Genomic DNA, 13705 nt, shown 5'->3' with positions numbered 1-13705 from the left:
ACAAGATTTTATTGTTGAATATTCTTATATTTCAGTATTATTAGTGTAACATAAACAAATTAAAATAATAATTACTGTATATGAATAAATATACTTTTTACCTTGACTGTATAAAGGAATTGTTGTTAAGGTTAAATGTGAGTGTATAAAAGGTTTGCTAAAGGAGTTTTGAAATGAATCGGTTAAAATGGGGAAGGATGACAGTCCTATTAGTCATTATTTTAGGGATATGTTGGTTCTTATTCCAAGGAAATCAAAAGAGCGTAGCGAATGTAGAAGGACAACTTTTGCAAGTGGCAGAACTACCTAAAGCAGGATTTACTGAAAAAGTAGTCCCGCCAAAGTACATCCCACCAGAAATTAACGCAAAAGCGGCTATGATTATCGATGCGAGTGATGGAGATATTATTTATCAATATAATGAAAATGAAGCTTTTGCACCGGCTAGTATGTCTAAGATGATGACAGCGTATCTCCTACTAGAGAGTATACATAACGGGAAAGTTCGCTGGGAAGATCCAGTTAAAATGAGTGCGAAGGCGGCACAAACAGAGGGAGCGAGAATCCCAGTACAAGTTAATGACACATTAACTGTTAAAGATTTATATCATGCATTAATGATTGAGTCAGCTAATAATTCAGCTGTGGCTTTAGCAGAACATATGGCAAAATCGGAGAAAGATTTCGTTCAGCTTATGGATGCAAAAGCGAAACAGTTAAAAATGTCGGAACATGCTAAATTTGCAAATGCTTCTGGATTACAAGAGCCAGATGGAAGTGAAACAAAAATGACGGCTGGTGATGTAGCACAATTGGCGTATCATCTTATAAAAGATTATCCGGAAATATTAGAAGTGACTCACTTACGTCAAAGTCAGCTAGCATTTAATAATATTAATGTTATAAGCACAAACGACATGTTAAATAAAAATAATAAAAGTTTATATATAGAAGGAATGGACGGACTAAAGACTGGATTTACAGATAGCGCAGGATACTGTTTTACGGGGACTGCAAAGCAAGGTGATAATCGAATTATTACAGTGGTCATGGGGACATCAAGTAAAACAAAACGTTTTACAGAGACAAATAAGTTAATGTCGTATGCATTTGGATTAGTTAATTAAGTAAGTAAAATACGAATCTAGATCGCTACATAAGTAAGACTGTTTGTTGTTACTAATTTTAGATAACAACAAACGGTCTTTTTATTTTAACTTTAAAAAGGAAAAAGATTCTAAATACAAGTGTTATCATTTGAGTTTATTTGTTGCTGTGATATTATAAAGTTATAAGCTTATTAATAATAAGTTTGAGGGGCGTAATATGACATATACATATGAAATAGCCTCAATTGAAAATTGGAGGGAATTATGATGGCAAAAGATTTTTACTCAGCAATTGAAGACAGAAGATCTATTTATGCAATTAGTAAAGAGCAAGTAGTTTCTGATGAAAAAATTCAAGAAGTGATTTATCATGCTGTAAAACATACACCTTCAGCTTTTAATTCTCAAAGTGCTCGCGTTGTTGTTTTATTAGGAGAACAACATGATAAATTATGGGATATTACGAAAGAAACATTAAGAAAAATTGTACCTGAAAATAACTTTGCACCTACTGAAGAAAAAATGAATGCATTTAAAAGTGGTTATGGAACGGTTTTATATTTTGAAGACAGTGAAGTTGTGGAAGGCCTTCAAGCAAACTTTGCATTATATAAAGATAATTTCCCAACTTGGTCTCAGCAATCATCAGGAATGTTACAATTTGCAATTTGGACAGCTTTAGAAATTGAAGGGTTTGGTGCTACGTTGCAGCATTACAATCCGCTAATTGATGAAGAAGTGAGAAAAGAGTGGGATGTTCCAGCAAATTGGAAGCTCACTGCGCAAATGCCATTTGGTAAACCGGTAGTACATGCTGGTGAAAAAGAATTCCAACCGTTAGAAAACCGTGTGAAAATTTATAAATAAAATAATTTGATAAAAGGTGAACAGGAATATAACCTGTTCACCTTTTTTATACGTAATAAGGGTTTTTTTGTCCAGCATTTTTCATCTGATTTTTTAATTCATTTTTACGTATTTCAATAGCTGATACTTTTTGTAATGTTATCATTGAAACGAATTGAATAAAAGCATAGTATGGCTCTATATTTTTTTGTATTGGATCATCTATTATATTTCTCACAAATATGCCTCCTCTTTTTATTCCAATAAAATTCCGCATTAATGGGTAGCCCGAGTAGTGAGGGTTAATAATTAGCGGGGGGATAAAACCTTTACTAATTAAAGTTTTATTATGATATATAATACTATGATTATCCTATAAATTCCATTATCGGAAAAGAAAACAGTTGGTATAGTGTGTGTTTTCTTTAAAGGAGAAATGGTTTTTGTGAAATAAATCTTACAATTCGTCAAATTATTTCAAAATTGTAGATAGTATAGAAATTTAGTTTTCTAAAAATATTATACTATTGATAAATAGAGTGATTTTTGTCATGATGAAAGTATACTTCATGTAAGGAGCTTTATAAGGAAATACATAATGTGGTTTGTATTAGGTTAATAGAATTTTTTATAGAAGATAGAAAAGGGATGTTTTATATTGAGATATTAAATGAAATGTCGAATTTTTATGCGATATATAAGAAATTTGAAAAAATCATTGCAAAAACACTATAATTAATGATAAAGTTCACATGAAGTTCACACGGATTTCACTTTGTTCATTTAAAATGAACTCTGTGTGAAAAATAAAACTCTTGCTAAAAAATGGAACTGGATGAATATTTTACTTTGATAATATTGTAAAGTATTAAAGTTTTAAGTTTTTTTTAAGAGGATAGTAGGGAAAGGAAGTAAAGACAACTTATGAAAAAAGTAATTGCAGGTTTAGCAGCAGCTTCTGTAGCTGGCGTTGCAGTTCCAGGAATGGATTCTGCTCATGCACAAGTTTCAAATGAAGCGCTAAAAGAAATTAATGGACAAACTCAAACTCAAACTCAAACGACTGTAACTGAAACAAAAACTGTAGAAACAACTTCTGAATTAAAATACACAGTAACTGCTGATGTATTAAATGTTCGTTCAGGTGCTGGTACAGGACATAACGTTATTTCTAAAGTGAAATCAGGTCAAGTGCTACAAGTAGTTGGACAAGAAAACGGTTGGTTCAAAGTAAACGTAAATGGTCAAACAGGTTATGTAAGTGGTGACTTCGTAACGACTGGTGGCAAAACAGGAACGACTGTTCAACAAGGAACAGGTACTTACACAGTAAACGTTTCTTCACTTAACGTACGTACAGGCCCAAGTACATCTCATACAGTATTAGGTTCTGTAAACAAAGGTAAAACAGTACAAGTTGTAGGTGAAGTACAAGATTGGTTTAAAATCAACTTCAATGGTGGAACTGGATACGTAAGCAAAGACTTCGTAACAAAAGGTGGTTCTGCTGTATCTAACCAAACACAACAACCAACTACAAACAACAATACTACAACAGTTCAAACTGGTGGTTCTTATGTTGTTAACACTGGTGCTTTAAAAGTACGTACAGGCCCAGCTACATACAACGCTGTAATCGGTGGAGTAACAAATGGTAAAGTACTAAACGTTACTGGCGCTGAAAATGGCTGGTACAAAATTAACCATAACGGCCGCACGGGTTACGTAAGTGCAGACTTCGTTAAGTTTGTAAAAGGCGGAGTAAACAACGTTACAAATAACAATAACAATAACGTTACAAATAACGTTCAACAACCAGGTAAAGACGTACAAAAACCAACAACAGGTGGAGATACATCTTCAATCGCTGGATTCGCTAGATCTTTAAATGGTTCACCATACAGAACTGCTGGTACAACACCTGCTGGTTTTGACTGCAGTGGATTCATTCACTACGTATTAAATCAAACTGGTCATAAAGGCGCTCGTCAAACAGTTGCTGGATACTGGAGCTCTAAAACAAAAACTAGCAATCCACAACCAGGTGATTTAGTATACTTCCAAAATACTTATAAATCAGGTCCTTCTCACATGGGTGTTTACTTAGGAAACGGTCAGTTCATTAGTGCAGAAACAGATGCAACTGGTGTACGTATTAGTTCTGTAAGTAACTCTTACTGGAGCAAGCACCTATTAGGTTACACAAAAGCATACTAAGAAAAAGTAGTTTTATATACTTTTCGTATAGAGAAAAGGCTTTCCAAGGAAACTTGGGAAGCCTTTTTATAGTTGTATAAATTGGAAGTTTAATAGTTTTTATTTTAAATTTCCATTTAAAAATCGATCATATAAGTCATGGAAATAGTTAGGACGAAATAAGTTCGCTGCATGTCCTGCTAAAGGTATTTCCTTATATAGAACGTTAGGTAAAATAGATTTCAAATCAAATAGACAAGATTTATAGAGATGATCATGCTCTCCCATTACCCATAGTATAGGGTGAGGAAGTGATTTTAATTTAGACTTTAAATCGAATTCTAACCGATGTCGTAATGACTGGGCAATAATGGATGAATGTAATTGTAATCCGAAACGGTAGTAAATATTTCTTGAAATGACTGCAAACGGATTTGCTTTTAGTATACCACTTGGAAAAATAGTATTTGCGTATTGAGAGAGCCATTTAGAGTATTCATCCCCTCGCTTCTCCCAAAAATTTTGGAATACGCTATATAAGCGAGAAGGGTTATTGTAATGTCCTCCAATATGACAAATACTTAATACTTTTTCTGGATGCATTTGTGCAAAAATTGTAGAGATGTAACAGCCGTAACTTAGCGCACAAATATGAGCTTTTTTAATACCTTCTTGTTCATATAAGTTTAATAATTGATCTACGAGACGCTGTAATGAAAAGTCGATTGCTTCTCCTTTATCATCACCGTGACCTAATAAGTCATAAGTTATAATGTTGTAGGAGGCAGAAAATCGTTTTTGCTCCTTTTTGAAGGCGCGACGATTGCCAACTAATCCATGAATAAAAATAATTGTTTCCTTTTCAGAATGTATATTTGTTTGCAAAAAGGATACTCCTTTCACTAACTGGAGATTTATATCGTGTTTTAAATTATTTATCTATAATTCACATAGAATAATATTAAGTACCAGGTAATAATATCAGATGTTTATATCTGTTGTAAAGATGAGTTTTTATGTATATTTTGTAAAAATAGAAAAAGTGTGTTTACATTCAGTTTACATTTGTATCGTATTCTAATTTTAGAAAGAATAGTTTGGTTTAACATGAGGAGATGAACAGGAATGGAAGTTAGAAATGAAATGAAGAAAAAAGGGAGCTGGAGGCAGTTTTTACGCCTTATTCAAGATACAAATCCTCCGAAAGGAATTTTAATTTTTGCGTTATTAATGAGTTTGCTTTCTACGGGAGCGAGTTTATTTATTCCTATGCTAACAAAAGGATTAGTAGATAATTTTTCGCTTTCTTCAATTAGTGCAGGACAAATTGTTGGGTTAGTTGCTTTCTTTGTAATGCAAACTATTGCGGCAGGGTTGTCTATATATTTACTAAATTATATTGGGCAGAAGATTGTAGCGGGACTAAGAGAACGTTTGTGGAAAAAGGTACTTATCTTGCCGGTATCTTATTACGATCAAAATAGAACAGGTGATACCATTAGCCGTATGACGAATGATACAGGTGTTGTGAAAACGTTAATTTCTGAGCATTTGTCAAACTTATTAACAGGTGGTATTTCAATTGTTGGATCGTTAATTGTATTATTTGTGTTAGATTGGAAAATGACTGCTTTACTTTTAACGGTTATTCCGTTGTCTGTATTAATTTTAGTTCCACTTGGACGAAAAATGTATAAGATTTCAAAAGCGCTTCAAGATGAAACGGCATCTTTTACAAGTGTGTTAACGCAAGTGTTATCAGAAATTCGTTTAGTGAAATCTTCAAATACAGAAAAAAGAGAATATGAAACGGGTAATACAGGCATACAAAAGTTATTACAATTTGGTTTGAAAGAAGGAAAAGTGCAAGCATTAATTTCGCCAGTTATGTCGTTTGTTTTAATGGCACTACTTGTTATTATCGTAGGATATGGCGGGATGAGAGTTTCTAGCGGTGCATTAACAACTGGTGAACTTGTAGCGTTTATTTTGTATTTAGTTCAAATTGTAATGCCGATGAGTCAATTATCTATGTTCTTTACACAATTCCAAAAGGCAATTGGTGCAACGGAAAGAATTAGTACGATTTTAGAATATAAAGTAGAAGATCATGAAACTGGTGTGAAAGTGACAAATGCTAAGCAACCGATCGTTCTTGAAAATGTACATTTTGAGTATAACGAAGAAGAGCAAGTTTTGAAAAATATTGATTTCACAATTGAATCTGGAAAAGTGACAGCGATTGTAGGACCAAGTGGTAGTGGGAAAACAACGTTATTCTCATTACTGGAACGTTTTTATGAGCCAACTAGTGGTGCTATTAAATTAGGAAAAGAATCAATTACGAGTTATTCATTACAGTCATGGCGACGTCAAATCGGTTACGTATCACAAGATAGTCCGTTAATCGATGGAACGATTCGTGATAATATTTGTTACGGCGTTGAAGGTGAAGTAACGGATGAAGAAATTGAAAAAGTAGCAGCAATGGCATATGTTGATGCATTTATTCATGACTTACCAAACGGTTATGCAACAGAAGTTGGAGAACGCGGTGTGAAGCTTTCTGGTGGACAAAGACAGCGAATTGCCATTGCCCGAGCGTTACTTCGAAATCCGCAAATTCTTATGCTCGATGAGGCAACTTCAAGCTTAGATAGTAAATCTGAGTCTGTCGTTCAAAAAGCGTTAAATAACTTAATGAAAGGCAGAACAACGTTAGTGATTGCGCATAGACTTTCTACTGTTGTAGATGCAGATAAAATTATCTTTATTGAAAAAGGAAATCTTACAGGTAGTGGTACGCATGATGAATTATTACAGACGCATGATATGTATCGTGAGTTTGCAACGCAACAATTGAAAATTAAAGAGGGTGCATTTTAAAAAAATATATTAGATGCTAAGTAGAAAGGAAATGGTTCCTTTGATACCTAAAATTTTAATAGTAGACGACGATCCACACATTAGGGAACTCGTTTCTGTATTTTTAGAACGAGAAGGTTTTCAAACATATGAGGCAATTGATGGAGTAGATGCACTTCGGAAAATGGATGACGTAAAAGTCGATATGGTTATTCTTGATATCATGATGCCAAATATGGATGGATTTGATGTATGTTTTGAATTAAGAAAATACTATGATATCCCGGTTCTGATGCTAACTGCCAAAGGGGAAACATCACAAAAAGTAAAAGGATTTCACCTTGGGACAGATGATTATCTTGTAAAGCCATTTGACCCTATAGAACTAGTAGTGAGAGTAAAGGCATTATTGAAACGTTACCAAATTACAGTTTCACAATCGATTCAAGTTGGAAATGTATTATTAAATCGTAAAACATTCGAAGTTACATCTGGAGAACAAACGGTTATGTTACGGTTAAAAGAATTTGAGCTGCTTTTTACTTTAGGGTCTAAATCGGGAAGAACTTGTTCGAGAGAGCAATTAATTGAAGAAATATGGGGATATGATTTTGAAGGGAATGAACGTACACTAGACGTTCATATTAATCGGTTACGTGAGAAGTTTCAAGAAGAGCAGTCGAAATTTAGTATTAAAACAATAAGAGGATTAGGGTATCGCTTAGAGGTAAGTAAATGAGAAAAAGAAAACGAATGAGTAAGTTGAAGATGCTGAAAGTATTTGGAGCGGTATTAGCGCTCTTTTCTTTTCTTACTATCATTTGGTCTATCGCATTTTATGTAGCAACTAGTATATTGAATGCTTTTGACGTAAACGTATCGCCATTTGTTGCCTTTCTAATTAGTGATATGGTCGGTTTTGTATTTATTATTCTTATTTGGACATTAATTGGAATATTAATGAGGCCAAAACGAGAGGCAATGATTTGGACTATTATTGAACCGATACAAAAAATTGCAAAAGGAGACTTCTCCGTAAAAATACGAAATGAAGAAAAGTATGATGGAGAAATTGGTGTGCTCGTAAAAAGTATAAATGATATGACAGATGAACTGAATACGATGGAGAAAATGAGACAAGAATTTGTATCGAATGTTTCTCATGAAATACAGTCACCATTAACTTCTATAAAAGGGTTTGCTAGAGCACTACAAGACGATAATCTTTCTGAGGAAAAAAGAAAACATTATCTTACCATTATTGAAACTGAAACAACGAGATTATCTAAACTAAGTCAAAACTTATTGAAGCTAACTCTTTTAGAATCAGAAGAGTATATACCAGAAAGAGTGAGTTATCGATTAGATCAGCAGTTAAAGCAAATTGTGTTAAATAGTGAACCACTCTGGGCTGAAAAAGAAATCGAGTTAGAACTAGATTTAGAAAAAGTACATGTTATTGCTGACCAAGAAAGTATGAGTCAAGTGTGGATTAATTTAATTCATAATAGTATTAAATTTACTCCAAGCGGTGGCACGATTACTATTCAGTTAAAGGAACATGAAACAGTAGTGGAAGTGCGCATCCGTGATTCGGGAATCGGTATATCAGAAGAACAGAAACAACATATTTTTGAGCGTTTTTATAAAGCGGATTCTTCACGAAATCGTGCCTATGGAGGAAGTGGCTTAGGTTTAGCTATTGTAAAAAAAGTACTCGACCTTCATCAAGGAGAGATAAAAGTAGAGAGTGAAGAAGGAAATGGAACAGAATTTATTGTGTGTATTCCTAATTATGAAGAAAAATAGTGTTAGAAGGAGAACCTTCTAACACTATTTCTCTTTAAAAATGCATTTACCGTTACTGCAATTATATTGAAAAGCTTTTCCTTCGCTTTTCATACTCATACACTCCCCTATGCTGGATTTGTTTTTATTTTACATGAATAATGGTAAAAAAATGAAACTTATAAATAAAAACTTTCTATAGTTACCTACAAGTAACCTACGCACATGAAAGTGCATCATTGCCTTTTTACATAAACATAGATACAATTTTAATATAATACATAACTGAGATGATTAAGGAGTGTTATACTTGGCAGAATTATTACAAGGCAAAAATGCTTTAATTACAGGAGCAGGTAGAGGGATTGGTCGCGCTGTCGCAATCGCATTAGCGAAAGAAGGCGTAAATGTAGGACTATTAGCTCGTTCAGAAGAAAACTTAAAAGCTGTAGCGAAAGAAGTAGAAGCAGAAGGTGTAAAAGCTGTTATTGCAACTGCTGATGTTTCTTCATACGAAGAAGTGACTACTGCGATTGAAACGTTAAAAAATGGTTTAGGATCTATCGATATTTTAATTAATAACGCTGGTATTTCTAAGTTCGGTAAGTTTTTAGAATTAGATGTTGCTGATTGGGAAAAAATCATTCAAGTAAACTTAATGGGTGTATATTATGCAACTCGTGCTGCTTTACCGAGCATGATTGAACAACAATCTGGTGATATCATTAACATTTCATCTACAGCAGGACAAAAAGGTGCACCTGTAACAAGTGCATATAGTGCTTCTAAATTTGGTGTCCTTGGCCTAACAGAATCGTTAGCGATGGAAGTTCGCAAACATAACATTCGTGTAACAGCTTTAACTCCAAGTACAGTAGCGACTGATATGGCTGTAGATTTAGGATTAACTGATGGAAACCCTGATAAAGTAATGCAAGCAGAAGATATTGCAGAATTTATCGTAGCGCAGCTGAAATTAAATAAACGTACATTTATTAAATCTGCTGGGCTTTGGTCTACTAATCCATAGGAAGTAAATTTAACTTTAAAAGAAGGGATATCTATTCTGTAAGGGGTAGATGTACCTTCTTTATTTTTTGTATTGGAGACAGAATTTTCGGTATAATTAAAAGTGAATGGTAGAAAGCATTGGGAAATTGAAAGGGATGGTATTTACATGAGTACAATTGAGAAATGGACGGCTGTTGATCAATATATGAGTGATGTATTAATACCGAAAGATTCTACATTAGAAGGGGTTCTTCAAACTAATGTTGCAGCTAATTTGCCAGCACATGATGTATCACCAATGCAAGGGAAGTTTTTACAACTGTTAGTACAAATTCAAGGGGCTCGTAATGTTTTAGAAATTGGCACGCTAGGCGGGTATAGCACGATATGGCTTGCTAGAGCATTGCCATCTGGAGGCCGAGTTGTTACATTGGAAGCAAGTGAAAAACATGCTGAAATTGCACGTAGCAATATTGAGCGTGCTAATTTGACTGATAAAATTGAAATACGAACAGGATTAGCGTTAGATTCTTTACAACAAATAGAAAACGAGAAGTATGAACCGTTTGATTTTATTTTTATAGATGCTGATAAACAAAATAACCCTGCTTATTTTGAATGGGCACTAAAACTATCACGACCGGGTACTGTAATTATTGGGGATAACGTAGTACGTGAAGGAGAAGTTATTGACAATACTAGTACCGATCCTCGTGTACAAGGGATACGTCGTTTCTATGAATTAATAGCTGCTGAGCCACGTGTTAGTGCTACAGCGCTTCAAACTGTCGGAAGTAAGGGATACGATGGATTTGTAATGGCAATCGTAAAAGAATGAGGTAAGGAGATAGATAGAATGAAAAAGATGTTTGAAAAATTATAACATGTATCTTGTATAACGAGATTAGCTCGTGGGCCTCCGACATACATAACGCTATATTATATATCAAAAAATTGGAGGCTATAAGTAGATGAGAACTGAAAAAGAAATGCTAGACTTAATTATTAATACAGCAAAAGAGGATGGAAGAATTCGAGCAGTTATCATGAATGGATCGCGTGTAAATCCAAATGTGAAAAGAGATTGTTTTCAAGACTATGATATTATGTATGTTGTAAATGATATACAATCTTTTACGTCTAATCATAATTGGGTTCATAGATTTGGAGAAATAATGATAGTACAAATGCCAGAAGAAATGTCGTTAGTTCAACCAGATGAAGATGGGAAGTTTCCGTATTTAATGCAGTTCATGGATGGGAATCGGATTGATTTAACGCTAGTTCCAGTTGAGTTAATAAAAAAGTTCGTTGGACAAGATAGTTTAAGTAAATTACTTCTCGATAAAGATAATTGTATGGAAGGATTCCCGCCAGCAAGCGATAAAGATTACTTAATAAAAAAGCCTACAGAAAAAGAGTTTTTGGATTGTTGTAATGAATTTTGGTGGTGTAGTACGAATGTGGCAAAAGGGCTATGGAGAGAAGAGCTTTCTTATGCAAAAGGAATGCTGGAGGGACCAGTGCGAGATATGTTCATCGTAATGCTAGAATGGTATATTGGTATGAAAACAGATTTTACAGTTAATGCAGGGAAGTTTGGAAAGCATTTCGAGCAATATATTGAAAAAGATATGTGGGTGCAATTTAAAAGAACATTTTCTAATGCAGAATATGAAAACATATGGGAGTCATTCTTTGTCATGGGTGATTTATTTAGGGAAGTGGCGAACGAAATCGCTAACAAATATGAATATCAATATCCGCAAGATGATGATGATAAAGTGACGAACTATTTAAAACATGTGAAAGCTTTGCCAAAAGATAGTACATCGATTTATTAATAATAGTAAGCAGTAAGACTGTCCTAATTAAGGACAGTCTTATTTTTGTTTATGAATAACAATTTCTCTAACAAAGTGCAGATGAATCACATATGAAAATTTAGGGAGGTTTTTTATCATGTATTATTTTTATTCGCCAGAAATGTTTGCTCCATATCAATGGGGACTAGAACGAGATGTTTCGTATGCTTATATGCCATATAACTCATTTTATTATGGAGACTATATAAGCGCATTGCCATACGCATATATCCCTCAAAGCTATGAAGTACAAATGAAAGTAGATGATCGTGGATCGTGGACACCATTTACATGGGTTGAAAAATATGCGTACGCATTTTCAGGACCGTATAATAAAGCGGAAGTAGCTCTTACATTTGATGATGGACCAGATTCAGAATTCACGCCAAAAATATTAGATAAGTTAAAACAACATAATGTAAAAGCTACTTTTTTCTTACTTGGTGAAAACGCAGAAAAATTTCCGAATGTAGTAAAGCGTATTGCAAATGAAGGGCATGTAATTGGTAATCATACGTACAGTCATCCGAATTTAGCGAAAGTAAATGACGCTGAGTATCGTAATCAAATTATAAAAACGGAAGAAATATTAAAACGTTTAGCCGGCTATGCTCCTAAATTTATACGTCCACCGTATGGTGAAATACTTGAAAATCAATTGAATTGGGCAACTGAGCAAAATTTTATGATTGTACAGTGGAGTGTTGATACAGTTGATTGGAAAGGTGTAAGTGCCGATACGATTACAAATAATGTGTTAGGGAATTCATTTCCAGGTAGTGTCATACTGCAGCATTCTACTCCAGGTGGGCATTTACAAGGATCTGTTGATGCACTAGACAAAATCATTCCGCAGTTAAAAACGAAAGGGGCACGTTTTGTAACACTTCCAAGTATGTTCCAGACATCGAAAGAAAGAAAGTGAATGTGTTATAAATTGGAAAAAATAAGGGTTGTGTCGTATAATGAAAGTGTAAGTTAGGGGGGATATAATTGATTGATGCACTAGTAAACATAGGAATAAGCATATTGATTGGTATTATTTTTATACTTGCGGCAATTATTCTTCAAAAAAATCCACCGACCGATATTAATGCGGCATATGGTTATCGTACGAAACGATCTATGAAAAATAAGGAATTATGGGATGCGGGTAACAGGTATAGTGCAGAAGTGATGAAGCAAAACGGATTTATCATGCTGTTAATTGGAAGTGTTATTAGTATACTGTTTAGATATCCACATACAATAATAGCGATTATAGTGGTTATGCTGTTATTAATCATTCGTTTATTTATACAAGTAGAGAGTAGATTAAAAATACTTGAACAATAATAAAAAAATAGGACTCTACGCAATATTTTGCTAGGAGTCCTATTTTATTTATTAACTATTATTTTTTAATAATTCTTTTCCTTGCTCTATAACAAATTCATAGTATGCAAGATCATACGGATAAATATCTTCAAATGTTATCGTAATCGGTGTATTGTTTAAGACTGAAATAGTCGTTAAAGATGAAATCTCTCCTTTTAATAGTTGTAGAAAAGAAGTTGCATGTACTTTCATCACATCGTCTACTTCTTCACCTGGTGCGAATGGAAGTGGATTGATGACGTTGTGAAAATACATATGACAAAACTCGCGATCAGTAAGATTTGAAATTTCATAATCTATTTTAAAGATTCCCTTGTATGTTAAATCATTAGTTTGAAAGGAAAGCCCTAATTCTTCCTCAATTTCACGAAGGCCACCAATTTGTACATCTTCATCATGCATAATATGTCCAGCTGAAGTAATATCCCATATACATGGAGCTTCTTTTTTATTTTTAGAGCGTAATTGGAAATATAAAAACATATCTTCATTATCTTTTTCTACAAACCAGCAATGAAATGTTTCGTGCCAATCGCCGTCACGATGCACTTCATCACGTAATTTCTTCCCAAGTGTATTTCTTTCAGGATCAAATATTCTTAACCACTCTGTCATTTTAATTCCCCTTTCCTCAAATTTTATTATACA

Annotated in this window: 14 protein-coding genes and 1 pseudogene; 11 read left to right on the top strand and 4 right to left on the bottom strand. The window is 33.8% G+C overall.

Going from position 1 to position 13705, the window contains the following annotated elements; all coding sequences use genetic code 11:
- Window positions 1–173 precede the first annotated feature (173 nt).
- On the top strand, window positions 174–1127 hold the full coding sequence (locus tag MRP26_RS02295; RefSeq protein ID WP_053564729.1) for a D-alanyl-D-alanine carboxypeptidase family protein: 954 nt from the start codon (window positions 174–176) through the stop codon (window positions 1125–1127).
- Between the two features lie 246 nt (window positions 1128–1373).
- Window positions 1374–1976: a nitroreductase family protein gene (locus tag MRP26_RS02290; RefSeq protein WP_002093949.1), complete on the top strand. Its 603-nt coding sequence runs from the start codon at window positions 1374–1376 to the stop codon at window positions 1974–1976.
- Window positions 1977–2022: 46 nt separating this feature from the next.
- Here the strand turns inward: MRP26_RS02290 and MRP26_RS02285 are convergent, their stop codons facing one another.
- A complete protein-coding gene (locus MRP26_RS02285; protein ID WP_001244281.1) occupies window positions 2023–2193 on the bottom strand; it encodes a hypothetical protein in 171 nt (56 codons plus the stop codon).
- A 686-nt stretch (window positions 2194–2879) separates the two neighbouring features.
- Between MRP26_RS02285 and entFM the strand changes: the two genes are divergently transcribed.
- A complete protein-coding gene (entFM, locus tag MRP26_RS02280; protein WP_098289385.1) occupies window positions 2880–4172 on the top strand; it encodes an enterotoxin EntFM in 1293 nt (430 codons plus the stop codon).
- 99 nt (window positions 4173–4271) lie between these two features.
- On the opposite strand, the gene MRP26_RS02275 is transcribed toward entFM, so the two are convergent.
- Window positions 4272–5036 (bottom strand): alpha/beta fold hydrolase, encoded by a 765-nt coding sequence (locus MRP26_RS02275; RefSeq protein ID WP_023521720.1) that lies wholly within the window; start codon window positions 5034–5036, stop codon window positions 4272–4274.
- A gap of 240 nt (window positions 5037–5276) precedes the next feature.
- Between MRP26_RS02275 and MRP26_RS02270 the strand changes: the two genes are divergently transcribed.
- From MRP26_RS02270 to hitS, 3 genes are read left to right on the top strand one after another with little or no spacing between them, the layout of a single operon-like run.
- Complete coding sequence (locus tag MRP26_RS02270; RefSeq protein WP_053564725.1) at window positions 5277–7037, top strand: ABC transporter ATP-binding protein; 1761 nt, start codon at window positions 5277–5279, stop codon at window positions 7035–7037.
- Between the two features lie 40 nt (window positions 7038–7077).
- Window positions 7078–7755 carry an envelope stress response regulator transcription factor HitR gene (gene hitR, locus MRP26_RS02265; protein WP_053565515.1) on the top strand — a complete coding sequence of 226 codons (678 nt, stop codon included), beginning with the start codon at window positions 7078–7080 and terminating at the stop codon, window positions 7753–7755.
- On the top strand, window positions 7752–8825 hold the full coding sequence (gene hitS / locus MRP26_RS02260) for an envelope stress sensor histidine kinase HitS (RefSeq protein ID WP_053564724.1): 1074 nt from the start codon (window positions 7752–7754) through the stop codon (window positions 8823–8825). The genes hitR and hitS overlap by 4 nt, the downstream gene beginning before the upstream one ends.
- A gap of 24 nt (window positions 8826–8849) precedes the next feature.
- On the opposite strand, the pseudogene MRP26_RS31010 reads toward hitS, so the two are convergent.
- A pseudogene (locus MRP26_RS31010) lies at window positions 8850–8918 on the bottom strand (DUF3139 domain-containing protein); the annotation flags it as partial.
- A 196-nt stretch (window positions 8919–9114) separates the two neighbouring features.
- On the opposite strand from MRP26_RS31010, the gene MRP26_RS02255 reads away from it, so the two are divergent.
- From MRP26_RS02255 to MRP26_RS02235, 5 genes are all read left to right on the top strand, one after another.
- Entirely contained in the window at window positions 9115–9834 is a 720-nt protein-coding gene (locus MRP26_RS02255) for a 3-ketoacyl-ACP reductase (RefSeq protein WP_000818985.1), read from the top strand.
- Between the two features lie 147 nt (window positions 9835–9981).
- Window positions 9982–10653 (top strand): O-methyltransferase, encoded by a 672-nt coding sequence (locus MRP26_RS02250; protein WP_053565514.1) that lies wholly within the window; start codon window positions 9982–9984, stop codon window positions 10651–10653.
- Window positions 10654–10786: 133 nt separating this feature from the next.
- Entirely contained in the window at window positions 10787–11659 is an 873-nt protein-coding gene (locus MRP26_RS02245; protein WP_001258527.1) for an aminoglycoside 6-adenylyltransferase, read from the top strand.
- Window positions 11660–11777: 118 nt separating this feature from the next.
- Entirely contained in the window at window positions 11778–12605 is an 828-nt protein-coding gene (locus tag MRP26_RS02240; protein WP_053564721.1) for a peptidoglycan-N-acetylglucosamine deacetylase, read from the top strand.
- 71 nt (window positions 12606–12676) lie between these two features.
- Window positions 12677–13015 carry an SdpI family protein gene (locus MRP26_RS02235; protein ID WP_140155565.1) on the top strand — a complete coding sequence of 113 codons (339 nt, stop codon included), beginning with the start codon at window positions 12677–12679 and terminating at the stop codon, window positions 13013–13015.
- 51 nt (window positions 13016–13066) lie between these two features.
- On the opposite strand, the gene MRP26_RS02230 is transcribed toward MRP26_RS02235, so the two are convergent.
- Window positions 13067–13672: an NUDIX hydrolase gene (locus MRP26_RS02230; RefSeq protein ID WP_088025285.1), complete on the bottom strand. Its 606-nt coding sequence runs from the start codon at window positions 13670–13672 to the stop codon at window positions 13067–13069.
- Window positions 13673–13705: the final 33 nt, after the last annotated feature.

This window comes from Bacillus sp. CCB-MMP212, assembly GCF_022748145.1.
GTDB lineage: Bacteria > Bacillota > Bacilli > Bacillales > Bacillaceae_G > Bacillus_A > Bacillus_A cereus.
The sequence above is the reverse complement of the archived record's forward strand: the minus strand, read 5'-3'. Positions and strand labels throughout refer to the sequence as shown.